This is a genomic window from Nocardia panacis (genome assembly GCF_003598715.1).
Classification (GTDB): domain Bacteria; phylum Actinomycetota; class Actinomycetes; order Mycobacteriales; family Mycobacteriaceae; genus Nocardia; species Nocardia panacis.
Genome location: NZ_QZFU01000015.1, coordinates 189,908 through 212,700, shown reverse-complemented (window position 1 = coordinate 212,700; position 22,793 = coordinate 189,908). Strand labels below are relative to the sequence as shown.

Here is a 22,793-nt window from a genome sequence, read left to right as displayed (position 1 = left end):
AAAAAGCTGGTGCCGCACTGGGATCGGTTCTTCGATCCCAGGCCCGACGCGCTCGCTGCTGCCACTCGCCTGATCCTGGGTGCTGCGGCGGGTGGTTTGTTCCACGGCCAGGTCACCACCATGCTGGCGGCCGTCGCGGTCGGTGCGTCCGCCCCGGCGCTGCTCGGTCAGATGGGTGCTGTCCGATCGGTGGGAGAATTAGCGGAGTTGGCAGACCAGAAGAAGCCGGAGTGAGCAGCGTGAACCGGTATTGGGCCTCTCTCACTCGGCAGAGCTACCGCCCTGCCGGGACGCCGCGCGGACACGCGGGCTACACGTTCCTGCAACGTTATTGGGCCTCATTGACGCGCTATCGGCTCCCTGAGAGACCAGCGGGATTAGGAGGCCGCGATGACACCGCTACGCCGCCGGTGTACCCGATCCGGACTGCGGATTTCCGCACCCGAATCCCTCCGCGCCAGCGGCTGCGGTTACGGAACATCTTCGGCCGCCAGCTCCGCGATGCTCGGGAGAGGGCCAAACACATAAGCGACCAAACGGACCAACTCCACGCGTTCGCGACCTGGATTCCACCGCGTGAACTGTTCGGATCAACCGTAGTTCCGCAGGTCGCCGATACGGCGGCTGGTGTATTGCTCGCGATCGAGGAGTTGTTCGCGTCGGACTTCTTCGACCTGATGCCCTCAGATATTCAGATGGTGTTCGAAGATTCGGGACTCACCCAGGCCGACGGCCGCGACCGCATCGGCGGCTTCCTCGCCGCTGCCGACGTTCGGCACGGTGCCTGGCATGAAGACATGCTGCGGCGCGCAGTGGAGCTGGATGTATGGAGTATGGAGCTGTGGGATGCGCTGCAACAACTGGACCAGATCCTCAGCGACGTGCGGGGTGTGGACCTGCGTGAGGCGGAGCTGGAGGACACGGATCTCGACGGGGTGCGGTGGTCGACTGCCACTCGATGGCCGACAGGTTGGCATGAGCGGATCGTCGCCATATCGGTCCCGCTCGGGTCCGGAGAGTTCGAGATTGGCGGCACCGATGGGCACGACCGTGCGTCTGCGGGCGTGCCCATCCTACCGCGAGGCTGAGTCTGGTCGCCGCTCCTTGCTACTTGAGTCCGGCGGCGCGGAGGATCGTGTCGGCGGTACCGCAGGCTTTCGGGTCGTCGAGTCGTAGGCCCTGCGCGTGTAGTTGCTCACCGGCCCGCGCCGCCTGTTTCAGGGTCGCGTCGATGCGGTCGACGGCGAGGCCAGCGCGGTACTCGTCGATGACATACCTGGTGTAGTCCAGGCAGTAGACCTGGACGATCCCGGCTGACGGTCCTGTCCGGACCGGAGTGCGTTCGTCATACCACCGCACGACGCTGTGCAAGTAGTTCAGCGATAGCAGCGCCGCCGTCACGAGCGCCATCAACATGAGCACTGCCATCGCGGCTGTCACCATCTGAGCTGCCGAACTCCTCGGTCTGCCCATAACTTGGACAATGAGCGGAACGCCTGCACGAACTCCCATGACGGCACCATCCCCTGAACCGAATCCAATAGCGAGACAAAGCATCCCATCCACGGAGAACCGTCACGAGTTCACTCTGAACTGTCACGGATTGGGGGCCGTGTCGCGCACGGCGGAGTCGGATATGTGATTCATCCGCGTCGAGTCGGAGTTCGTCGCGCGCTGTCCGGTTCAGCGGATCGGGGGCAGGACCATTCTCGAGTTGTGATCTCAACGGCCACCTGGTTGGCCCGATCGAGGTCGTGCAGAAGTTCAGGTGAACAGGGCCTGTAGGGCTCACGGTTGTTGGTCCGGAGGACGGGCGAGGTTCAGTGGTCGGGGATGGCGTGCGCCGTAGGCCAAGCCGTTGGTGAGGGTTCGGTCGAGTTCGGTTCGGGTGAATCCGTGCCGGCCAATGTGGTGGGCGGCGGCGGTTGCTAGCGCGGTTCGCGCGCGGCTCTCTTGGAGTGCTCCCGCTGCGACCAGGCGGCCGAGGTTGAACGCAGCCCGAAACAGTGTCCCGTTTCGCGAATGATGTTGGGCGGCTGCTACTCGCGCCGCCTCGTCGGTGACGATGGCGGCGATGTAGGCCTCAGGGAGCGCCGGCGTTGTGGTCGGGAGGGGCGGCGGTGCAGGGGCGAAGGCATCGATGAGCCAGGTGGGAAGATCGGCGACGGGGAGGTCCTGGACGATTCGATACTCGCCGTGTGGCGTTGCCGAGCCCGCAGTAACGACATAGCCGCCGTCGCCTCGGGTGTCGACATCGTCGGCGAGTAGGCCGACAGTATTTCGCAGCCGGGGAGTGATCGGCGCCGCGTAGTAGAGGTGGCGGCCTCGTGGCGTGGTGATGGTGAACGTGGGTGGGTAAAGGTTCGTATCAACGTCGAGATCGTTTGTGTGGGAGTCGATATCGATGACGTGGAGGTTGCTGGGGCCGGTTGCGACAGCAATGTTGTAGCGGTGGTGTCGCGACCACCAGCGCCGGACCCGGTCGATGTCGGTTGTCGCGTACTGCGGCCAGGTGCGCACGGTTCCATCGTGTCCTCGGATTCTCAAGGTGGCGGGAACTTTGCGACCGGGTTCGAGTGGGAATACGAACCAGCCGCGCTGCGCGGCTGCGAGTGCCGCGTCACGGAATGGATTGGAGTTCATGAGGCTCCTCGGGAGTCAGGCGGTGGCCCGGACGGCGCTCGAGTTCATCGCCCGATCGCTGCGACCGTGCGGAAACCGGGACTTTCGATCGGGCGGGGTGACCGCTGGTACCTGAGTTGGCGGAATCCGCTCAGGTTTGTTTCCGATGGAGCGGCACCGGACCAGAAAGGCCCGGTGCCACCAAGGGGTGAATCAGTTGTCGATCGGGACGGTCGTCGGATCGAGGTCGCCTGCGGCGGCCTGTTCGACGGGCATCAGATGGTGGCCGAGCTCGGCCAGGTAGTGGAGGTATCGGGCGGTGCCGCTATCGCGGTGTCCCCAGGAGTCTGCGCCGATCCTGCTTTCGTAGTAGCCGAAGACCAGGCCGAGCAGGATGACCATGCAGCGAGCGGGTTTGCAGTTCAGGGCGGCCGCTTCGAGTTCGTTGCGCCATCCTTCGATGCCGAGCAGCTTCAAAGCGGTCCTGATGCCTTGGTAGTCGTCCAGCAGGATCGGTTTGCTCGCCGATATCGCTTCGAGAATGAACCTCGCGGCCGAGGGTGGCGCGGTGTTGCGGGTCAGATAGGTTTGAACGAATTCGCACCGTGCGTCGGTCGCGGCATCGGACTGCTTCCTCAGTCCCCGGCGGCGATGTTCGACCTGCTTTGCTTCGCGTTCCGCCTGTTCCCGTGTCGCCTTGGCCTGCTCGGCGGCTCGCCGCGCCTCCTCGGGATCGATTGCGGGAACCGGAGGGGTCGCCCCGGTTGTCTCGGAAGGCTCCGTTTCCGTGTCGATTTCGGTGGGTTCGGTGGGGATCTGATACCCGCCGGCGTCGAACTCGTGGACGGGGAGATAGAAGTATGGCGTCCATTCGTATCCTTGTTCGACCGAATCGGCGTGGTGCAATCCTTCGGCTGGTGCGGCATCGGGATGATGGCGGGTGCTCCAGTCGATCTTTTTGTGGTCGACGTGTTCACCGGTCTTCCGGTCGACCATGTGGGGGAGATCGTTGCGTTCGAGGTAGACCGCCCATCGGGTCGGATCCTGGTGTAGTGCTTCGGAATCGATCTCATGTCCAGCGGCGGTGCGCAGTCCTTCGGCGGGAATGAACTCGCATGGATCGGAGTCGTAGGGTTCGGTGGTGAGAAGCGCGAAACCGTGGGATGCGTAGGTGAGGGCGGTGGCGAACAGTTCGCGTGCGTGGGATCGTTCGTTTGCGATACGCGCGGCCTGATATTTGAAGGATGACCTCGGTGTCGCGAGTAGCCGCTCGATAGCTTCGGCGTCGCCTGCGTTGTCGTATTCGGCGATGACCGCGGCCATACCGAGGTCTAGTTGTTCGCCGTCGAGGAGTCGGCAGGCTGTGGCCGATTGTCCGGCTTTGCCGTAGAGGCGGATCTTGTCGAGGTCGCGTTCCTGTACGGCTTTGGATACGCGGGTCACCGACATGCCGAGGTCGAGCATTTCGGCGATGCCCGCTGCTCGATCGCCGATCGTCAGTGGGATGCAACGGTCGTTCACGTTGATCTGCTCGGTGATTCGCGCGATCCTGCGTTGTTTGGTCGGAGCGTCGGGTGCCGGTTCGATCCACACCGGAACCAGGTCGAGTCCGAGTTCGAGTGCGATCAGAGTACGTATCTGCCCGTTGGTGACGACAATCCGGCCGTCGGCTTCTCGGAACGCGGTGATCGGCGTCTTGACGCCGAGTTCGCGGATGGAATCGCGAACCTCCGGATGGGCGTCGAGGTCGAAGTTCTGGCGAACGTTGGCGTCGATCACGAGATCGGCCGGGTTCATCCGGACTGCCAGAGCTGCGGTGTCGGATGCCACCCGCGGATCGTCTGTGGACGGATTGGTGGTGTCAGTGGTCGGTGTCATCGAAGTGGTGTCCTATCGTGAGGAGGGCGGGCACCGGCCAGGTTCCGACTGGCCGGTGCCCGCCCTTTGGGGGAGTGACGGATTCAGGACGCGGGGACGGTTTGATAGCGGGGCAATCTGCGTCGGCCCGTCAGCAGTTCGTCCACGAGTTGGTCGTAGCCGGCCATCAGATCTGTGAGCGCGGTGTCGAGTTCGGCGGCGACGAACGTGGACGGGGCGATGACCGTGCGCGTGACAGCGAACAGTACGAGCCGGTCGATCACCGCCGCCAGCGACTCGGTGTGCACGACCGCTGCTCGGCGCGCACGATCGGCAACCCGCTCACGGGTGAACCGGTCGATGGACGCCAGCAACTGATGGTGGGTGACGGCCAGCTCCGCTGCCGAACGTGTCTCGTCTTCCCTGGCGTAGTGGTTGCGTTCGGCCAGAGCGGCGAGTTCACGTATAGCCGACAGGATTTCACCGTCCGCACCGGCGACGATGACCTGCGAGCACGCCGCCAGGATCGCCGTCGCGGACGGAAGCCCGACCGCACTGCGGCGCGGCTTCACCACAGCGGCGACCATATCGCGAACACAACCGAATCCGAAGACCCGCGACACCAGCTCCCATTCGTGCGCGGTGAGCTGCCGCGCCGGGCCGGTCACTCGGAATCCTTCGGTCGGGCAGTGACATTGATCGGCCGCAGCGCCAGGAAGACGTCATTGTCGGGATCTATCGGCACGAACGCCCAATAACGGCCACCCCAATCGGGGTACTCGGTGCGCCATCGCTGAACAACCTCGTCGTCGAGCGCGGAGATCGGACCGGCCGAACCCAGATACCGGCGATGGTCATAGTCCGCGCGGGTGAACTTCTCGACCATGAGGACTCCTTCTCTCGATTGGATACCTTGTGGTGCAACAGATTTGGCCGAACACTCATACGAGTGCCATCGCCCGCAGTGCGAGGTCGTCGAGTACTGCGGCTCGGTCCGGATCGGGAACTGTCTGGCTGTAGCTGGTGACAGCGTTGGCAACTCCGGCGGCGGTCAGTTGGCCACCGGCAATGAAGTGCGTGAGTATCCCCGCCCGCTCGGTATCGGTGAACCCGAGACGTGGGGCCAGCGCGGCGAGGGTCTGTTCGGGTTGTGTGACCGGTTGGCCGGCCTGGTGTTCCAGTTCGTCGACGCGTTCGGCGAGGAATTCCGGGGACAGCCATTCGCTGACCCTGTCGCGGGTTTCGGCGGTGATGACGGCCAGTCGCTTGCGGTAGGTGTCCTGTGACCAGCCGATCGCGCCGGCTTCGATGCGTTCGCCGATGTGCTTGCGGCTGTGGGTGAACATCGGCAGCGTCAGCCCGTTGCCACAGACTTGCACGACGAGTTCGGGGGTCAAACACAGTGCGTGGTGGCCGGTTTCGGAATTGCTGAACCGGAATCCGGCGAACACCACCGGTTCCGAACCGGGCGAGTAGCCTCGGCCCTCTCGGTGTGCGATCGGTCGCCAGGCGTCCAATTGGGCGGCGGCCCTGCGTCGTTCGGCCTCCAGTGCCGGGTTGGCGAAGGGATTGCGGTAGCCGGACAGGAAGTTCGGGGCCAGCGCACGAACGCGTGGGGAGTAGACCTTGCAGTGCATGGACGACTCGCTCAGATCACAGGCTCGGACCGTCGCGTCCGCATCGGCCGAGCGGATGCCATCGAGAACCGCGGTCAGTACGTCGAGATTGTCGATGATGCCGTAACGGTCGGAGAGGAACGCCCGCAGCACACCCGGCTGTCCGGGCCGAGTGAACAGTCGCAACAGGAATTGCCGAGTGTCCGGCTCCGAAGGTGCCTCGCGCGGCGCGTGCAGCAAGCCGTTGACATTCGCGTCGTAGAGATCGAGCCGATCGCTGTCGCGCAAGCGGCGAAGATACCGGCCCGGGATGTCGAGTTTCGCCGCGATCTGGCCATCTGCGGCGCAGGTCGGGCTGTAGCGGCCATCGACCGCAGTGACACCACGCTCATCGATGACCGGAGGAACGCCGAGCAGTTCGACATGCCCATCGCGGGAATGGATGGCCGAGGCCGGGGCGACGACATCGACCTTGGCGGCCTGCTGCTCGTTGAGCAGCGCCACGAGATCGCCGAGATCGGCGTGGCGCACGCACACAGGTGAACTCATAGCGGAATCTCCTTAGTTCGAGTTGCTGGGAACGGTTGGCGGACAGCAGAAAAGAGCGCGGCACAGATGGCTGTCCGCGCGGGAAACTGGGAGCGGCCTATCCAGTCAGGTCGCGGCCTGCGAGCCAGTTGAGCCACGCACCATCGATGGATGGGCGAGAACAGCGAGCCGCGACCACCACCGCGAAGGCTCGCCCGAAAACGATCGCATCGCCGGAACCACGCCCGGCGGCGTCGCTGAACCCACGCGCGTATCCGATGGCTTCCCAGCACAATCGGGCCGCCTCGGGACAGGTGGTGATTGCCTGATGCCACTGCTCGAAGGTGGGGACACGGTCGGTCATGTCAGGTGCCCTGTCAAGTCGGTGGCCGGGGCCTGCTCGGCCAGCCATGCCTTCCACGCTTGGGACACAGTGGGATGCGTTGTGCGTCCGCCGGTGAGGACTTCGGCCATGCCGAGGGCATATGCGCGCGCGAAGTCGGCGGCCTGGAAGTCGTCGAGTTGGGCGGGTCCGCCCGCGTCCTGCCAGCCCCACGCATAGCCCTCGGCTCTGGCGAACACTTCCGCCACGCACGAACTGATGTGCGCGGCCCGGTGGAACTGGTCCCACGGTTGTATCGCATCGCTGTTTGGTTCTGCGTTCATCGGACCCTCCTTCTGGATGTCGAACTCGACGGAAAGCTGTTGCAGTACAGTCAAATTGGGACGGGATCAGTTTCGTGCACTGTTGCCCAGCTGGGGGTGAGGTCCGCCGGACATCCAGGTGCCCCGTTGCCGACCGGCCGCAGTCAGGACATCGGCGAGGCAGGTGGCCATATGTGCTCGGCTGGTCCGGATCATCTCGTTGCAGCCCGCCGACGCGGCCGAGGTGACCGGACCGGGCACAGCACACGCCGGTAGCCCGAGCAGGTTCGCCCAGCCGACGGTGTTCCCCGTCCCGCTGCGCAACCCTGCCTCGACCGCGACCACGGTGCGCGACAGCGTGACCGTCAACCGGTTCCGTGCCAGCAGCCGTTGCCGATTCACCGTCGCGCCCGGCGGCAATTCGCTGATCAACAGACCGGTATCGGCGACATCGTCATGCAGTCTCGACAACTGGCTGGGATGACCGCGATCGACACCTCCGGCCAAAACCACGATGGTGGCGCCACCGGCAGCCAGCGCGGCACGGCTGGCGGCCGCATCGATCCCGAAAGCACCGCCGCTCACCACGGTCCAGCCGCCGTCGGCCAGATCCCCCGCGAGGTCCCCGGCGACTCGCTGACCGTATTCGGTCGCTGCGCGAGAACCGATCACGGCCACTGCCCGCTCGGAAGCTCTCCGTAGCGACAAGGACCCGCGAACCCACAATCCGAGAGGCGCCACGCAGGTAGGACTTCTCAAGCCTCGTGGGAGCCGATCGAATATCGAGAACAGCTCGAACGGCCATTCCGGGTCGTCGGGTGTGACGAACTTGCCGCCCGCCCGCGCGATGATCTCCAGATCACGACGGGCATCGGTGTATCGGATGACGCGGGGATCCGGCGCGATCGGGGTATCGCCTGTCAGCACGGATTCCGCGGCCGCCTCGACCCCGACCTTCGCGACCAGCTCGTGCAACTCTCGAGACGGACCACATGCGGCACGGGACAGCACTGCCCACGCGAGCCGCCGAGAATCAGTCGTCATCGCGGCACCACCACGCCACACGGGAGTAGCGTGCGCGAAACATATTCCGGTACAAAGGAATTCATGATGCAGGCTCCTGAAGTCGAAGGGAATATTCGCCCCGAGCCGGGCAGAGAACCGATTCGATCGCGTCGGTGCCGGAAATGCCTGCTTCGGAACAACTTTCGGCAAGCAACTCCGAGTGGAATATCGAATGGTTGTCGGTGGTGCGGCGGGCGGGCTCGAACGACACCGGCGGCCCGCAGGAGCGGGACGAGCCGTGGCTCGGCCCGCGTGCCGCCGGTGTAACGTGCGTCCGGCCGCCGCACCACCGATGCCGATGATGGTGGGTCACAACGTATTTGGATCTGTCCCCGTGGAGGCATCGGATCGCTCGGCGGGCCGCTATTGGTCGTTGGCGTGCATGGGATCGGTGACTTCGATGTGGACGCCGAAGGTTGCGGCGATCTCGGCACCATGGTGGGCGCAGGCAAGCAATTCGCTCGGGTGAACGGCACTGTCCAGGGCGCGAGCGATCTCGAGGGCGAATGGATCGTTCGGAACAGCGTCCAGCGCGATGTCGAGGCTGATGGCAGTGAGGACTCCGTATCCGCGCAGGTACGTGCTGAAGGCCAATAGAGATGCCGGAACCGCCCGGAACGGAGCCGGAAGTGCTCGCGCGAGCAACGCCCACAGTGATTCCGCGGCGCGGGCATTCCGGGTCGCCGCGACCGCCAGCATCGTGTTGAAGACCAAGTCGTCACAAAGGGCGGCGGTGACCATAGCGAGATCATGAAGCGGGATCTCCCCACCCCTGTCGGCGGTCTGGAAACACCCACTGATCCATTCGATGGTTTCCCGGTGGTGATCGTCGGCACGCCCGACAGCGGCGGTCTGGTAGGCCCGTCGGGCACTGGGCAGGAGTTGGGCCATCTGATCGTGGATTTCGGGATCGGGAGCCACCAGCGCGACAAGTTCGTCGCGAGACCGGTGAAGGGGTTGCCCATACAACACCCGTTCCATCGCGATGGCAGAGTCAGTGGGGTCGGGCATCGTGCCGTGCCGCTGTGGCCCCAGCAGGCTCCACCACGGCGCGCCCACGGTGATGGCCTGGCAGTCGAATGCCGCACGAACTGTGATCCGGTGGACTGCGAATTGTGCTTCGACGGCGGCGGCGGTCCGTCGGAACTGCTTATGTCGGTCGGTGAATCGTGGTCCGTCGCCGATGGCAAGACGATCGTCGACGACCACCAGGACGAGTACGCGGGAGCCCGTGGACTCGCAGAACCGGACACGCGATTGCGGCAGCGGATCGGTCGTCGCCGGACCGAGTTCGTCGAGGCCGACGCGCAGAGCCCAGTCCACCTTCAGCATGCCGGGCTGATCCGAGGCAGCCATTCCCGCGAAGATCAGAGACCGGACCGGAGTAAATCCGAAGATGGCAGGCAGTGCGGCGATGAGCGCGCCAGGATCGGTGAGCGTATGAGCCATGGTGTCGAACTCCTTCGATGAGAAGAGATTTCGGCCCACAGCGCAGATGTCCTCGAAATTCACGAAATCGGTCCACGGTTGAACGCTGAACGGACGGAACCGATCTCACTGGAATCCATCAACGAGTGACGTCCGGCCTGTGGGCGGGTGGGCGCGCTCGACCCACGCCGGTGGCGTGCGTGCGGTGTCGAGCCGCACGCTCTTCGCGGCCCGACACCGCAGCCGCCGGCGTAGAGTGCGCTCGCCCACCCGCCCACGGTCGTTGCTGACTCACCCTGGACGAGCCGAATCGGACCGTTCCGTATCGGTGGACGACGTCCTCTCGATTTCCCACATGGGATCTAATAGTTGGAGTCCCATCTGCTGTCGTCTGCCCGAAAATCGGCATATCCTGAAGTCAAGCTTCATCGCTCAAACTTCCCGATAGCCGCCGGATGTGGAATCGGAAGATTCATCCCGAAAAAATGTATGCGTACCCACTCTCAATTGATTAGTTCGGGAGGTGAGATGTATTCAAATTCCGGGCATGTGCCTGAACTCGACCTGGCTTCCCGCAATCCGATCGCGCTCATCGACGGTTTCTTCGGTCAAACCGTACTGGGTATGCAAAAGACATCTATGGAACATTCAGAGCCGGTGAGCGGTCGACTTCCGATTCCGGAATTGAATTTTGATTCTTCAGCGAGAGTGGAGAGATTCCGGTACAGCGTCACATCTATCTGCTGTCATGGCGAACTTTCTGAACGTGCTCCTATGCGACTGCTGGGATGGAATCCGGGACACCAGATCCGACTGGATATCAAACGTCGGGTCATAGCCGCATTCCCAGACGCGGACGGTGCCCACAAGATAGGCAAATCGGGCCGCTTGCGGCTACCAGCGGCTATACGTCATCAATGTGGAATCGAACCCGGTGACAAGCTATTTGTTGCTGTTTCTTCGAAATGCGATGCTGTGATTGTCTATCCTTTAGTCGTCATCGATTTGGCACTCGCCGATCTCCATCGAGCAGCGCGGAGTTGCGTCGAATGACAACTTCAGCCGAGGTCACCGCGGCGCTGCTACTGCTCGAGCGTCTGGGACTCACGCCCGAGCAGCTCATCGACAGCGCCGAGTCGAGACCAATCCCAACCTTCAGCACGTACATTCCAACGGTTATCGAATCGATGGCGCCGACGACGCTGCGGGTCTATGGCCCCTACCTCCGCCGTATTCAGCAGACGTGGCCGGATAACCGGCTGGACGAGCCAACAACATCGCAGTTGCGCTGCTTGGCCGACGAGACCGGAAAGAACGCCATGATCCGCCGGAACTCTCGCGGTGGACGCAGCGCCACCGAGAACCTGATTGCCGCAGCACGATTCATATACCGTCGCGCCGAGGACGACGGGCTAATCCGCCCCGAGAACAATCCGGCCCGACGAGTCGCCAAGCCTCGGCGAGTACCCAGCACTCGACGCGCGCTCGCCAACCACCAACTCGCCGAGATCATTCGTGTAGCGGCCACTACCGGCAATGATCCGCAGCTCGACGCCCTTTTGCTTCGCTTCCACATCGAAACCGCATGTCGCCGCTGCGGAGCGCTCTCCCTGCGTCCCTCCGACCTCGATGTGGAGCAATGCCTCGTCTTCCTGCGAGAAAAGGGCTCGGCTGTGCGCTGGCAACCAGTCTCACCCACACTCATGCGCGCACTTTTGGAGCACATCGCCGAGCGACATCGAAATGCCGCCATCGAATCCGAGCCCCTATTTCGTCGCCGCAGTGGCCGCCCGATCACCCGCCGCCGATACGACTCGCTGTGGAACCGAATCGGGCAACACCTGGAATGGGTCGAACGCCAGCAGATCACCGCGCACTGGCTCCGGCACACAACCCTCACCTGGGTCGAACGCAACTACGGCTACGCCATCGCGCGAGCCTATGCGGGCCACACCGAACCCGACGGCCGCAGCGGACAGACCGCCACATACATCCGCGCCAGCCTCCAGGAAGTCTGCTACGCCCTCGCGGCGATGACTGGTGAACCGCACCCGCTCGCAGCCTGATACCGGTGTTCTCGTATCAGGTGACGAGTGCCAGAGGATGTGGCTCTCCGGTGAGAGTGGCCAGAGCCAAAGCGACTTCGTCGATGTCGGCGCGAACGTAGGTGGGGGTGGCACCGTCGGACTTGCTCTCGGCGTGCCCGGCGTAGGCGCGGGCGACGGCGAATCCGAAGTTGCGTTCCACCCACTTCAGCGTCGTGTGGCGCAGCCAGTGGATGCTGATCTGCTGCTTCTCCACCCATGACAGCTCCAGCCCGATCCGGGTCCACAGACCGTCGTAGCGGCGGCGGGTGATCGGTTTGCCACTGTGGTACCGCAACAACTGGTCTCCCGGTCGTGCGCCGCGTTCGCGGGCGTGGTGGAGCAGGTTCGCCATGAGCGTCGGCGACACCGGTTGCCAGCGGGACTTCTTGCCTTTCTCTCGAAGGAAGATCAGGCAATTGCCTTCGTCCAGATCATCGGGTCGCAAACCCAGTGCCCCGCCGCGACGGCATGCGGTCTCGGCATGCAGCCGGAGCAGCAGGGTGTCCAGGTCCGGGTCGTTGCCGGTGGTCGCGGCCACGCGGGTGATCTCCGCGATCTGCTCGAGTGGTAGGCCTCGTCGGGTAGACGGGGCGCGACGTGGTTTGGCGACTCGTGTGGCCGGGTTGTCGCCGGGGCGGATCAGTCCGTCGTTTTCGGCGTGCCGGTACAGGAACCGCAGCGCGCTGATCATGGCTTCGGCCGCGCCGCGACCGTCGCGGGTGTTGCGGTCGCGTTTGGCGCTTTGGCGTGCCGTGTCGCGCATTGTGGTGATTTCACCCTGGGTAGGTTCGTGGATGCGGCGGGTGCCCCATTCGTGTTCGAGGCGTTTCCAGTGGGTGTTGTAGGTGCGCAGAGTCGCCTGCGAAGCGACTCGGGCCCGCACGACGGGGATGTACTCGGCGAATGTCGGTGCGGCGGGGCGGATGTCGAGCAGGTCGGCGGGTGTGATGCCCATCCGGGCCAACAGGGTTCGGGCGGCGTCGAGTTCGGCGCCGGTGACAGCCGGGTTGATCGTCACTGTTCATCCCCGTCGATGAACCCGCGTATGTCGGTGACGACCCCGTGCAGGACGGATTCGCAGACGACGATCAGCCGGTTCTGGTCGAGATGGGCGGCCAGCAGTACCCGGTGGCCGATCCGCAGGCGGACGCGGCGCCGGATCGCGGCGGGGATCTGGAGTTGGCCGTTGCGGGCAATCATGTGCTCGCCGTTCGGGTTCCCGACGACATCGAGCACGCCCTCGGTCACCGGCCTGATGTCGATCCGCACGCCAGGTGCCCATCCCAGCGAGCCGAGCACGGATCGTTCGGCGATGCGACCGTTGTGGTTGACCAGAACCGAGCCGAGAACCACGCGAACGCGATCGAGTGACGTGGACGGCATCGCCGCCAACCGGCCGCCACGAAGCCGCCGAGGCTCTGTCGACAACGATGTATCGGGATCGGTCGACTCGGGAGGCGCGAGCCGGGGAAACGGAAGATAGCCGCTATCCGGAGCGTGTTCCAGCGCACTAGAGCACGCTGGACGGGAATTCTGACTGTAAGCAGAAAAAGTGTGCGCCATCAGGGACTCGAACCCCGAACCCGCTGGTCTTGGATGAGGGCTCCGGCGGAGGTTTCAAGAATTCCCGAAAGTGCTCGTGAGCTGCACGGAAGTTGAGAATTGGATGCCTGACAATTCCCGGTAGATCGATGCGATTCTCGTTGAATCCGTGTCGTTTACGTGTCGTAGTTCGAGTGGGGCAGGCTGTTGATGCTGGCCCCACTCGAACTACAACGCGGATGGTGGCAACGGCACTGCATCGCCCATCCGGCTGACTAGGCTGTGAAAATCTGTTCCGGTGCTCTCCGCAGGCATAGGGCTGAGTACGTTCGCGCAGCTCTGCTTGGTTCCCTACGTCGACACCTATGGCCTGTGTGCTCGTTGCTGCGAGGCGGCCTGAACGGGGCGCCCGCCAACTCGGTGCTTCGTCGGGCGGCCCGTTGGGTTTGAAACCGCAGATGTTCAGAGGGAGTATCGGAGCGGCGACACGCCGGAACGCAAGCGATTTCAAGACCATGGCAATCGGATAGCAAACCAGTCGTGATGGGACTCGGACTATTTGCTGAGCGGGCCTCTCATTTGACAAAACACGTACGTCGACGGAACTCCCGATCGGCGGCGTCGAGCCCATACGGCTCCGTTACCACACTCGACCGGCCTTGGCCATCGTCAGCTCCCATTCACCGTTGGGATCCTCACCGAGCCTTCCGGCTCGGTGCCACCCGTCAAACCATCGTCAGCGTGGACTACAAGGCCCAAGTTGAGAACCTCACCGAGCCCTCCGGCTCGGTGCCACTGGACCGCGTCACCGTCGTTGGCGGTCACCGTGGTGTTGAGAACCTCACCAAGCGTTCCGGCTCGGTGCCACAGGCCACCAGCACCGATCCGCCGTCGACGAGGTAGTTGAGAACCTCACCGAGCGTTCCGGCTCGGTGCCACCTCACTGACCTGCGTCCTCTTCGAATGCCTCACCGGAGTTGAGAACCTCACCGAGCGTTCCGGCTCGGTGCCACCCGGGCAGCACAGCTTGGCTGACCGCGGTGATTGTGTTGAGAACCTCACCGAGCGTTCCGGCTCGGTGCCACATCGCCCTACGTACACCCTCGGCCACCGCCTCCGCGTTGAGAACCTCACCGAGCGTTCCGGCTCGGTGCCACTAGAGGACCGTTCCGACTGGCTGACCTGGACGCTGTTGAGAACCTCACCGAGCGTTCCGGCTCGGTGCCACCCGCGTCCCGGCACGCCGACCAGCGCCGCCGTCCGTTGAGAACCTCACCGAGCGTTCCGGCTCGGTGCCACACCACGCCCCCGCAGCGGCCCCGTGGTCACGCCCGGGTTGAGAACCTCACCGAGCGTTCCGGCTCGGTGCCACCCTGGATGACCTGCGACTTTTTGGCCAACACAAGACCTTTCGAGCAGGATTGCAGAAGCAATTCCCGGATTTGCCCTGATCGCTGGTTCGGTACCTTCCTGGGAGCGACGTCGCACTTGACGTTCCCAACTTATGCGGCAGTCATGTCGATCGTGGCTGCCCGACTGGTGGTGATGGCCATACTCCAGCTTGTACCAAAGGAATTCGATATCCACGTGAGTCGGGGACAGGCTGCATCACAGGACCAATGGTGTGTCATGTGGTGCTTCGATTGCTGCGCCGAGGTGGTGGGCGGCGCTGAAGGCACCTCGGTCGAGTTGGTAGACGCGGATGCTGTCGCGGGTGTGGTTGATGGTTCGGGTGAGGGCGGCTTCGAGTTGGAGGCGGGTTGTTGGGGTGCAGGTGATTTCGAAGACGGATTTCTGGACTCGGTGTCCGTAGCCTTCGCAGATTTTGGCTACGCGGCGGAGTCGTTGAGCGCCTTCGGGTGTCGTGGTTTCGACGTCGTAGGTGATGAGGAGTTCCATCAGGTCACGGTCCAGGGGATGTAGAGGTCGGTGTCGCCGCGGAGGTGGCGGGCGAGCATGCGGGCCTGTACAAGCGGCAGTAGTGCTGTGGGGATTTCGCGGTCGAGGTAGGCGTGTGGCCAAGGTCTTTCGCGTGCGTTCGACCATTGTTCGAGGAAGAATCTGCGGCCGTCGTCGGTGAGTTGCACTTGGCCGGAGGGCAGTTTCTCGGTGTGCCCCGGTTTGATTTGGTCGCGGTTGAACAGGGTCAGTACGAGCCGGTCGACGAGCAGCGGTCGGAATTCTTCCATGAGATCGAGTGCCAGGGCTGGTTTCGCCGGCCGAATTCCGTGCAGGAATCCGAGATACGGATCGAGCCCGACTTGTTCGATGGCACCGTGGACAGCGGCTCGGAGCATTCCATAGCCGAAAGAGAGTAAACAGTTGATCGGGTCGGTGGGCGGGCGTCTTGCTCTGCCACGGACTGCCGCAGGCGCGATATCCGGCAGTGCCTGGAAGTAGCCGCGCGCGGCACTGCCTTCTATCCCGCGAGCTTGATCCAAGTCCTGTGCATCCTGAAGTGCGGAGAGAGCGTCGGCGTGCTGGTCCGCGATTTCGCGGAGGCCGGCCTGCCGGGCACCGGAAGTATCGCGTGCGCCACGTAGTAGTAGCTGGCGGTAGTTGTGGAGTTTGCCCGCGATCATGGACTTGGCGATCGCCAGGGTTTGGTTTTCGCTGTCGTAGGCGCGCAGTTGAGCGATACGCAGGTGTGGATTGCCGGTGGTAGGTCCGTGGACGCGGGCGAGGAACTTTCCGTTGCGCGTCAGCCATGTGACCGGTCGGCTGTCCGCGGCGCAGCGGTGCAATAGATCATCGGTTACTGTGACGCCGTTGAATACCACAACCTCGTCGATGCGTATGAGCGGCAGTAGGTGACGTCCGGGTCGGTCGGCGTGGTAGACGCGCAGCGCGTCACCGTCGAGGTGCAGGCTTGTGCCCGCAGTTGTGACGTAGAGAGTTTTCAGTAGTTCAGTCATGGTCTCCGACAGGGCGAGGGGCGAACAGGTCGATTCGAGAGTGGCCTGCGATTTCAGGGATGCAACCCGGTTGTAGCGAGCAGCGTTTGCAGCGTGCGTCGTTGACCGGTGGTGGCAGTTGCGGGTCCGCGATCTGCTGTCGGAGCTGTTCCACGCTGTCCGCGACAACGGCTTCGAGTGCGGCGTCGACGGTGACCGTGTAGCGGCGGCGAGTCCGCCCGGCGAACACCTCACCGTGCGGGATCGGCCGACCGAACATCTCACGCAGACAGAGCACTTGGGCCGCCACCTGAAGATCGGCGGGACCGCCGGGCCGGTAGCCACCGGATTTGTGTTCGACCGGGACCGGGCCGTCCGCCGACAGGTGCACGGTATCGCAGATACCGTGCATTCCGAGTCGATCGTTGTGCACCGGCAGCGAACGCCACACCCGTGCGCCAGCCCGGCCGGTGAGCGTGCCACCACGGTCGACGGCCTGATGAGCGATGTCACCCCGGACGGTGTCGGGGTTGGACTGGAAGTAGGACTCCTGCCAGATCAGCATCGCCTGCCGAGGGCAGTAGGCGAAATGTTCGAGCGCCGAGATCGGCACACTCCACCGCTGATCGTCCGAGGACGGCTCGGTCACGAGTTCAGCCGAAAACCCGTGTGTAGGTGACGCCTGCGGGCAGGTCGGCGGTGTCGACCGGTGCGATGGTGTAGTCGGAGAAGCGGCGCGGGCTCCAGTCTCCGGACGCGAGCAGTTGGGGGTCGGTGTTCGCCTCGGCGCGGATCCGTTCGAGGAGGGTGTGGGCGGGTGCGTTGCCGAATGCGTTGTCGTGACTGAAGATATGCAGCCCCCGAGCGGTCATACGTCCGCGGGTGGCGGAGGAGTCGTGGTCGAACATCATGGCCATTACCTGGTAGAGCAGTTCGAGGTCCTTGCCGTCGACACCGGTTTGGATGGCGCGGTTCGCGGAGAAGGTGATCTCGGCGCGGTAGAGGCCATAGGGGACAGTCCATTTGGAGCCCATCTCGGTGGACTCGCCCTGATCGATGTCTTCCTGGCGGGTTTGCGTGACGCGGGTGATGGCGTGCTCGGCGGGGGTTATCGGGTGCACCGAGCGTGCCATGCCAAATTGCAGTGGGCCGCGAATGCTGCCGAGGGCGTTGGTTTCACCGGTGGACAGCACGGCACCGAACAGTCGGATGTCGGCGTAGCGGTCGCACAGCCACGCGCGGGCGGTGGCGGCCTGCTCGGGATCGAGTTTGATCTTCTCCTTGCCGGACTTCCCGCTCTTCGTCTTCGGTGCCTGAATACCGGTGGCGGCGAGGGATTCCTTGAGACGAGTGTTGAGGGCGTGACCGGCTTCCACGAAGATCCCGTAACGCGGGTTGCCCGGCGCGGCCAGGGCGAGGGTGTCGCGGATCTTGCGTTTGAGGCAGACATCGGTCACAAGACCGTGCCCGGAGTCGATGTCGACGCGCGGCTGGTTGCCCGCGTCGGGGTCACCGTTCGGGTTGCCGTCGGTGACGTCGAACAGGAACACTATGTCGTGACGGACGGTCGGATCGAGATGTGTTGTGGTCATCGGTGATTGCTGTCCTTCGACTGGAGGCTAGTTCTGGGCTGCGCTGGGCGCGGAGTTGCGATAGGAGCGCTGGTGGTGGTAGCCGAGGATGAATTGATCCTGTTGGCGCAAGGTATTGCGCGGCGGAATTCCACCGGAGGACTCGATCAGGTCGTACAGGGTGTCGAGCCGTCGTGTGTAGTACGCGCCGAGTCCGGAGCCGTCCCGGCGTCGGATCTTCGTGAGCCAGGATTCGGCTTCCTTGCGGCCTTGGGCCAGCACGGCACGTGGCGTGTCAACTGCTCGACGGAAGAAGCGGTCGCGGAATGTGCTGTTCACTTCGAAGCTCGCGGACTCGGAGGTATCGGCCGTGTCGGTCTCTGGCGTAGTTGTCGCGGGTTCGCTTCTACGGCGGGTTCGGCGATGGGCTACGCGCTGTGTTTCCTCCAACACGGCGAACACGCGTCCGGCGAGATACGCGGCGTCGGTGGAGGTCTCATTGAGCGACATCGGGATCGGGGCTCCGGTTCGTCGGTTCGGGTCGCGGGTGAGCGCGAGGCGGGCAAGGCTGGCGCGTAGGTCGTCGACGCGGCCGTCGTTGCGGATCCGGTGCATCAGATGGGCATTGATCGATGCCGGGAATCGTTCGTTGAGGACCGCGATCCGCAGCAGTTGATGCAACACCTGGTCCGGGCGATCGGCATTCTTGGCGCCGAAAGGCCGATAGCGGCGTGTGGTGTCGTCCCAGCGTCCGAGGCAAGCCGCCAACGCGATCGGGCTGTGAACCCATCGCCCGGCCGGAAGCGCGGTGCCGTCGCCCGATGCCACGAACTGGGGACGTCGCGGAGTGTTCTTGTGGTCCTCGAACCAGGCGAGGATGTTCGCGTCGTGGCTGACCGCGTCGGGATCCGCGCTGGCCAGCGCGATATCGACCCATTCGCGAACCATGATGCGCGCGACATTGCCTCCGACGGCCAACCAACAGAACCTGCCCTGCGCACGCTTGGTCCGCTCCCGACCCGAGAGCATGTCATTGAAGAACCCGTCGATCTCGGCGGGATCCGGATCGAGAACCAGATTCATGTAGTCGCGCTGGTTGGTATCGGTCACCCACCACGCCAGCCGAGTGTCCTGTCCCGCATAGCTTCTCGAGTGCTCGGACGACAACACCGCGACGAGCCCTACCGTGATGTCATCGGCGCACGCCAGACAGATCGGGCTGTGAGTCAACTGTTCGACAAGGTCGTACCCGAAAACACGCTCGTTGATGCTGACCAGAGCCGCGTCATTGCTCGCACCGGGAACCAGCGCGGCAGGAACTTTGCCGGGAATCGTATTGGCCAGTAGCCCATTTCGCTGGCACACCATGCAAATGCCGACCCGGCCACTGGATTTGCGTTGTTGCACCCGTGTCCGCCAGAACTCCGCTGCTGTCGGGCTGCGATAGGCGGGGACTCCGTCGACAGCGAGTAGGACACCGTCTTTCGCGCGAAAATCCGCGGGCTGCACGAGATGCCTGTGCCGCCCAGACATATAGAAGCGCGCCAGAATATGGGGGACCGGGTCCGTGTCCGTCGACACGGCATCCTTCCACTGTCCGATCAAGTCGACGAACTGGTCGTGGCAGTCGGCGGCCCTGGACGTAGCCGTGTTGTCGTCGCTCCAGCCGAGTACGTACTGGATGTCGTCGGCCGCCAGGTTCGGCGCGATCCCAACAGTGCGGGTGGCAGCCGGGACCGTGTGCACCACACCCCGCTGCGGTTTGTCGACGTCGGAAAGCCGCTCCAGGACCGGAACACCTTCGATCTTCCCGTCGCGAGTGAGGATGTCGATCTTCCAACGGAATTCGCGATCACGATGGAACGGCGGCGCACTTCCGCGATGTTCATTGGCGTAGGAAATCAAGCGCTGCAACAACATCTACGCCACCACAGCGGCTTCGCCGGTGATGCCGTAGCGAGGTACGTGTACCACCCCGTTCTCGATCCTGGCCAGGAACCAGCGCGACTGCCGCGGCGTCACGGTGTAATCGATGCTGTGCAGCATCATCCCCAGCTCAGCTGAAACATCGAAAGGATCAGCGTCGTCGGGCACCCCGAAACGGGCCGGAAACTCGCGGGTCCCCAGGAACGGCTGGCTGAAACAACGCCCGGATTCGATACGCCGCCCCACCTGATCGAGATACGCCGCCGCCGGTTTGGTGGCATGCCGCTCCAAATCGATATGAGCATGGATCCGGTACCCGACATCCTTGAGACACACCGCATTTCGCTGCACACGATTCGCTGCGGTATCGACGGTCCTGGTTCCCTTCGCAGCTTCGAGTAGGGGCGCGAGATCGGTGGTCTCATTGCGCCGCAAAGTGAACGTCCGGATCGGTTGAAGCACTTCGATCTTCTCGATTCGGTATCGAATCTCCGGTTTCCAGAAGATCGCCTCCAGCACCCCCACCGCAGCAGAAGGCGTCATCACCGAATACGACAATCGCTCGGCAGTCAGCCCGGGTTGCGTGAACAAGGCACCGTCACCGGCGACTTGAACTACGACAGGCACAACAACTCCTCTCGGAACCGTGATGTTCTTCTTGTCGAGACCCCCAGAGCAACCTCGACCTACCCCTGGCGATCACTGCCGAGGATCATGCACCATGCCACCGACAAGTAACGCCGATCACCATGTCTTCGCAGGTGAACGTGCCCGATGCGACTCTGCCGCACCACCATTCGTCAGAGCGTGTTGGTGTTCGTCGGACATCGTTGCGATCCTCGCCGAGCCACGAGGCTCGTCGTCACCACCACGTGTTCACCTTGAGTGCGCGATCGTTCCTCGTGGAGATCCTCGCCGAGCCTCGCGGCTCGACGCCACGGAGGCCGGAGCCGCCGTCGCTCAAGTATCGGACAGCGTTGAGATCCTCGCCGAGCTTCGCGGCTCGACGCCACGCCGGTTGTATCGCACGCAGGTGCGGATGAAAGCGTTGAGATCCTCGCCGAGCCTCGCGGCTCGACGCCACGGCGGCGAGCCGGTAGGTGTCGAACCACGCCTGCGAGTTGAGATCCTCGCCGAGCCTCGCGGCTCGACGCCACACATCGCCGCGCTGCTGTCGGGCTGCGCACTGCCCGTTGAGATCCTCGCCGAGCCTCGCGGCTCGACGCCACGCCCGCGCCGATTTGCCGTACGAGAACCGGGAACGCGTTGAGATCCTCGCCGAGCCTCGCGGCTCGACGCCACCCGCGCAAACCCGGCGAATCGGCCGACGACTACGCCGTTGAGATCCTCGCCGAGCCTCGCGGCTCGACGCCACTTCAGGAACCCGAGTTCGTAGGCGAATACGGCGGTGGTTGAGATCCTCGCCGAGCCTCGCGGCTCGACGCCACCCTGGTTGACCTGGGGTTTGTCGGATTCCGCTGCCAGTCGAATCGCTGAATTGTGGCACGGTTCCTCCATAATCACTGGTCGATGGTTTGGAACCCTCCTGCATTCGGCGTTGCACTACAGGTTCCGAACCCAGCTACCGATCGGACTCTATCGGCTGGGTCATGTTGGTGTCGGATCCGTTGCCGTTGAATGCAACAGGGACAACCGCTGGAAGACTGGCCGGTCCAAGTTGTCGGAACTGTTCACGCTGATGAGGCGGTGATGTTCCTCAACGCGGCCAAGGTGGGTGAGGACGGGGTTTCCGCCTGTCCGATTTCATTGCAGCTGATCAGCCGGACCGGCCTTGGGGTTCGATCTGCTGCGTTCGAATAGCACGTTAGGTCGACTTCAAGGGCAACAGCTTTCACGGTTCGAAGCTGCTCGGCGAGCATCGGCTATGGGTGCCGAAACCCGTATTCCGCTCCGATGTGGCGTGCAACATGATAACTGTTCTGGAGAGGGTGTGCTCTGCCCTCAGTGTTGCTGCCAAAAGGAAGTCTCGGTCAAATCCAGGGACTGTCGATGCACCTCGGGCGGATCCAGCCGGGCGCGGTTTGGTCCGCTCTGAACTGACCCCATCATTGTGATCCTTGTGGTTGTTGAGCCGCGAGGCCCGGCGTCGCATAGGGCAAGCCCTGCGCGACTACGGACGCTGGGAAGCTGAGACCCTCGCCGAGCCGTAAGGCTCGTCGTCACCCTGGATGGCCTGTCAATCGCCGGATGGAAGTGGCTCTGGCTCACTTTCGATGATCAGTCCGTGTCGATCACGTTGTGAGGCAATGGATTACGGTAGATACTCTGCTCGTGGTTGTTGGTGAGGGGTCGAGTCGGTCTTCCAGTTCTTGTTCCCCATTTGGCGAGTGTGCGGCTCGTCGGTGTGGAATCGAGGGGGCGAACGATCAGTTTCGCGGCGATGACGACGGCTCCGGTGGCGGCGTGCCCGGTGTGCGGAACGTCGTCTGATCGCGTGCACAGTAGATACGAGCGCCGACTGGCCGACCGCGCCGTGGGCGGCCGGGAGGTATCAATTCGCCTGCGGGTCAAGCGGTTTCGATGCATGAACCACGAGTGCGGGCGCAAGATCTTCGCCGAGCCCGCTGTGGGCGTCGCGGCGCGATATCAGCGGCGAAGTCGGGTTCTGACCCGATTGCTGATCTCGATCGGGTTGGCGCTGGGCGGGCGTGCCGGGCACCGGATGACCGGCCATATCGCCGCGCAGGTCTCGCGATCAACGTTGCTGCGACTGGTACGTGAACTACCAGTGCCAGAACCCAGTCGGGTGCCGGTGGTCGGAATCGACGACTTCGCGATCCGCAAAGGGAATGTTTACGGCACCGTCTTCGTCGACATGGCGACAAACAAGCCCGTTGACCTGCTCGAAGACCGGACCTCCGAGACCGTCGCGGAATGGATGCGCCATCACCCGGAGATCCGGGTGGTCTGCCGAGATCGCGGTGGCCCCTAAGCCGAAGGCTCACGCCGGGGCGCACCGGACGCCATCCAGGTCGCCGACCGCTGGCATCT

At 63.7% G+C, this 22,793-nt stretch carries 23 protein-coding genes and 2 CRISPR repeat arrays; of the genes, 5 read left to right on the top strand and 18 right to left on the bottom strand.

The window, feature by feature from the left end:
- Both D5S18_RS34810 and D5S18_RS08225 read left to right on the top strand, forming a co-directional pair.
- Positions 1-234: hypothetical protein (locus tag D5S18_RS34810; RefSeq protein ID WP_158607839.1), on the top strand; the 234-nt coding region annotated here is incomplete at its 5' end.
- 398 nt (positions 235-632) lie between these two features.
- Positions 633-1,088: a hypothetical protein gene (locus D5S18_RS08225; protein ID WP_147403905.1), complete on the top strand. Its 456-nt coding sequence runs from the start codon at positions 633-635 to the stop codon at positions 1,086-1,088.
- Between the two features lie 19 nt (positions 1,089-1,107).
- Here D5S18_RS08225 and D5S18_RS08220 read toward each other — a convergent pair whose 3' ends face one another.
- The 10 genes from D5S18_RS08220 to D5S18_RS08175 form a co-directional block, all read right to left on the bottom strand.
- Positions 1,108-1,443, bottom strand: a complete 336-nt coding sequence (locus D5S18_RS08220; protein WP_147403904.1) for a hypothetical protein — start codon at positions 1,441-1,443, stop codon at positions 1,108-1,110.
- Between the two features lie 345 nt (positions 1,444-1,788).
- On the bottom strand, positions 1,789-2,643 hold the full coding sequence (locus D5S18_RS08215; protein ID WP_120039230.1) for a bifunctional DNA primase/polymerase: 855 nt from the start codon (positions 2,641-2,643) through the stop codon (positions 1,789-1,791).
- 192 nt (positions 2,644-2,835) lie between these two features.
- Positions 2,836-4,500: a ParB/RepB/Spo0J family partition protein gene (locus D5S18_RS08210; RefSeq protein WP_120039229.1), complete on the bottom strand. Its 1,665-nt coding sequence runs from the start codon at positions 4,498-4,500 to the stop codon at positions 2,836-2,838.
- 83 nt (positions 4,501-4,583) lie between these two features.
- On the bottom strand, positions 4,584-5,147 hold the full coding sequence (locus D5S18_RS08205) for a hypothetical protein (protein WP_120039228.1): 564 nt from the start codon (positions 5,145-5,147) through the stop codon (positions 4,584-4,586).
- Positions 5,144-5,365, bottom strand: coding sequence for a hypothetical protein (locus D5S18_RS08200; RefSeq protein ID WP_120039227.1), 222 nt, complete (start codon positions 5,363-5,365; stop codon positions 5,144-5,146). The genes D5S18_RS08205 and D5S18_RS08200 overlap by 4 nt, the downstream gene beginning before the upstream one ends.
- 55 nt (positions 5,366-5,420) lie before the next feature.
- Complete coding sequence (locus tag D5S18_RS08195) at positions 5,421-6,644, bottom strand: hypothetical protein (protein WP_120039226.1); 1,224 nt, start codon at positions 6,642-6,644, stop codon at positions 5,421-5,423.
- 97 nt (positions 6,645-6,741) lie between these two features.
- The gene (locus D5S18_RS08190) at positions 6,742-6,987 is read right to left on the bottom strand and encodes a hypothetical protein (RefSeq protein WP_120039225.1); all 246 of its coding nucleotides are present in this window, start codon (positions 6,985-6,987) and stop codon (positions 6,742-6,744) included.
- On the bottom strand, positions 6,984-7,289 hold the full coding sequence (locus tag D5S18_RS08185) for a hypothetical protein (protein ID WP_147403903.1): 306 nt from the start codon (positions 7,287-7,289) through the stop codon (positions 6,984-6,986). Before D5S18_RS08185 ends, D5S18_RS08190 begins: the two co-directional genes overlap by 4 nt.
- Before the next feature lie 66 nt (positions 7,290-7,355).
- Positions 7,356-8,312, bottom strand: a complete 957-nt coding sequence (locus D5S18_RS08180; RefSeq protein ID WP_120039223.1) for a DNA-processing protein DprA — start codon at positions 8,310-8,312, stop codon at positions 7,356-7,358.
- A gap of 384 nt (positions 8,313-8,696) precedes the next feature.
- Complete coding sequence (locus tag D5S18_RS08175; RefSeq protein WP_147403902.1) at positions 8,697-9,782, bottom strand: DUF4192 domain-containing protein; 1,086 nt, start codon at positions 9,780-9,782, stop codon at positions 8,697-8,699.
- 348 nt (positions 9,783-10,130) lie between these two features.
- Between D5S18_RS08175 and D5S18_RS34405 the strand changes: the two genes are divergently transcribed.
- The gene (locus tag D5S18_RS34405; protein ID WP_147403901.1) at positions 10,131-10,814 is read left to right on the top strand and encodes an AbrB/MazE/SpoVT family DNA-binding domain-containing protein; all 684 of its coding nucleotides are present in this window, start codon (positions 10,131-10,133) and stop codon (positions 10,812-10,814) included.
- Positions 10,811-11,827: a tyrosine-type recombinase/integrase gene (locus D5S18_RS08170; protein WP_120039221.1), complete on the top strand. Its 1,017-nt coding sequence runs from the start codon at positions 10,811-10,813 to the stop codon at positions 11,825-11,827. The genes D5S18_RS34405 and D5S18_RS08170 overlap by 4 nt, the downstream gene beginning before the upstream one ends.
- Positions 11,828-11,843: 16 nt before the next feature.
- Here the strand turns inward: D5S18_RS08170 and D5S18_RS08165 are convergent, their stop codons facing one another.
- From D5S18_RS08165 to cas5c, 8 genes are all read right to left on the bottom strand, one after another.
- Positions 11,844-12,866, bottom strand: coding sequence for a tyrosine-type recombinase/integrase (locus D5S18_RS08165; protein ID WP_239003619.1), 1,023 nt, complete (start codon positions 12,864-12,866; stop codon positions 11,844-11,846).
- Complete coding sequence (locus D5S18_RS08160) at positions 12,863-13,240, bottom strand: hypothetical protein (RefSeq protein ID WP_120039220.1); 378 nt, start codon at positions 13,238-13,240, stop codon at positions 12,863-12,865. Before D5S18_RS08160 ends, D5S18_RS08165 begins: the two co-directional genes overlap by 4 nt.
- Before the next feature lie 835 nt (positions 13,241-14,075).
- Positions 14,076-14,762: direct repeats of the CRISPR family, unit length 37 nt; unit sequence GTTGAGAACCTCACCGAGCGTTCCGGCTCGGTGCCAC.
- 236 nt (positions 14,763-14,998) lie between these two features.
- Complete coding sequence (gene cas2, locus D5S18_RS08155) at positions 14,999-15,289, bottom strand: CRISPR-associated endonuclease Cas2 (RefSeq protein WP_120039219.1); 291 nt, start codon at positions 15,287-15,289, stop codon at positions 14,999-15,001.
- Positions 15,289-16,305: a type I-C CRISPR-associated endonuclease Cas1c gene (gene cas1c / locus D5S18_RS08150; RefSeq protein ID WP_120039218.1), complete on the bottom strand. Its 1,017-nt coding sequence runs from the start codon at positions 16,303-16,305 to the stop codon at positions 15,289-15,291. Before cas1c ends, cas2 begins: the two co-directional genes overlap by 1 nt.
- Positions 16,298-16,933 (bottom strand): CRISPR-associated protein Cas4, encoded by a 636-nt coding sequence (gene cas4, locus D5S18_RS08145; RefSeq protein WP_203236656.1) that lies wholly within the window; start codon positions 16,931-16,933, stop codon positions 16,298-16,300. The genes cas1c and cas4 overlap by 8 nt, the downstream gene beginning before the upstream one ends.
- A 4-nt stretch (positions 16,934-16,937) precedes the next feature.
- Entirely contained in the window at positions 16,938-17,876 is a 939-nt protein-coding gene (gene cas7c / locus D5S18_RS08140; RefSeq protein ID WP_120039217.1) for a type I-C CRISPR-associated protein Cas7/Csd2, read from the bottom strand.
- 27 nt (positions 17,877-17,903) lie between these two features.
- A complete protein-coding gene (locus tag D5S18_RS08135; RefSeq protein WP_120039216.1) occupies positions 17,904-19,775 on the bottom strand; it encodes a type I-C CRISPR-associated protein Cas8c/Csd1 in 1,872 nt (623 codons plus the stop codon).
- Complete coding sequence (gene cas5c / locus D5S18_RS08130) at positions 19,776-20,408, bottom strand: type I-C CRISPR-associated protein Cas5c (protein WP_203236655.1); 633 nt, start codon at positions 20,406-20,408, stop codon at positions 19,776-19,778.
- Positions 20,409-20,610: 202 nt separating this feature from the next.
- Positions 20,611-21,229: a CRISPR direct-repeat array (repeat unit 37 nt; unit sequence GTTGAGATCCTCGCCGAGCCTCGCGGCTCGACGCCAC).
- A gap of 953 nt (positions 21,230-22,182) precedes the next feature.
- On the opposite strand from cas5c, the gene D5S18_RS08120 reads away from it, so the two are divergent.
- The gene (locus D5S18_RS08120) at positions 22,183-22,734 is read left to right on the top strand and encodes an ISL3 family transposase (RefSeq protein WP_147403900.1); all 552 of its coding nucleotides are present in this window, start codon (positions 22,183-22,185) and stop codon (positions 22,732-22,734) included.
- Positions 22,735-22,793: the final 59 nt, after the last annotated feature.

Bases quoted from the DNA above. Each gene is read 5' to 3' on its own strand.
- D5S18_RS08220 (WP_147403904.1), bottom strand. From the start codon at position 1,443: ATGGTGACAGCCGCGATGGCAGTGCTCATGTTGATGGCGCTCGTGACG.
- D5S18_RS08215 (WP_120039230.1), bottom strand. From the start codon at position 2,643: ATGAACTCCAATCCATTCCGTGACGCGGCACTCGCAGCCGCGCAGCGC.
- D5S18_RS08210 (WP_120039229.1), bottom strand. From the start codon at position 4,500: ATGACACCGACCACTGACACCACCAATCCGTCCACAGACGATCCGCGG.
- D5S18_RS08200 (WP_120039227.1), bottom strand. From the start codon at position 5,365: ATGGTCGAGAAGTTCACCCGCGCGGACTATGACCATCGCCGGTATCTG.
- D5S18_RS08195 (WP_120039226.1), bottom strand. From the start codon at position 6,644: ATGAGTTCACCTGTGTGCGTGCGCCACGCCGATCTCGGCGATCTCGTG.
- D5S18_RS08190 (WP_120039225.1), bottom strand. From the start codon at position 6,987: ATGACCGACCGTGTCCCCACCTTCGAGCAGTGGCATCAGGCAATCACC.
- D5S18_RS08185 (WP_147403903.1), bottom strand. From the start codon at position 7,289: ATGAACGCAGAACCAAACAGCGATGCGATACAACCGTGGGACCAGTTC.
- D5S18_RS08180 (WP_120039223.1), bottom strand. From the start codon at position 8,312: ATGACGACTGATTCTCGGCGGCTCGCGTGGGCAGTGCTGTCCCGTGCC.
- D5S18_RS08175 (WP_147403902.1), bottom strand. From the start codon at position 9,782: ATGGCTCATACGCTCACCGATCCTGGCGCGCTCATCGCCGCACTGCCT.
- D5S18_RS08170 (WP_120039221.1), top strand. From the start codon at position 10,811: ATGACAACTTCAGCCGAGGTCACCGCGGCGCTGCTACTGCTCGAGCGT.
- cas2 (WP_120039219.1), bottom strand. From the start codon at position 15,289: ATGGAACTCCTCATCACCTACGACGTCGAAACCACGACACCCGAAGGC.
- cas1c (WP_120039218.1), bottom strand. From the start codon at position 16,305: ATGACTGAACTACTGAAAACTCTCTACGTCACAACTGCGGGCACAAGC.
- cas7c (WP_120039217.1), bottom strand. From the start codon at position 17,876: ATGACCACAACACATCTCGATCCGACCGTCCGTCACGACATAGTGTTC.
- D5S18_RS08135 (WP_120039216.1), bottom strand. From the start codon at position 19,775: ATGTTGTTGCAGCGCTTGATTTCCTACGCCAATGAACATCGCGGAAGT.
- D5S18_RS08120 (WP_147403900.1), top strand. From the start codon at position 22,183: ATGACGACGGCTCCGGTGGCGGCGTGCCCGGTGTGCGGAACGTCGTCT.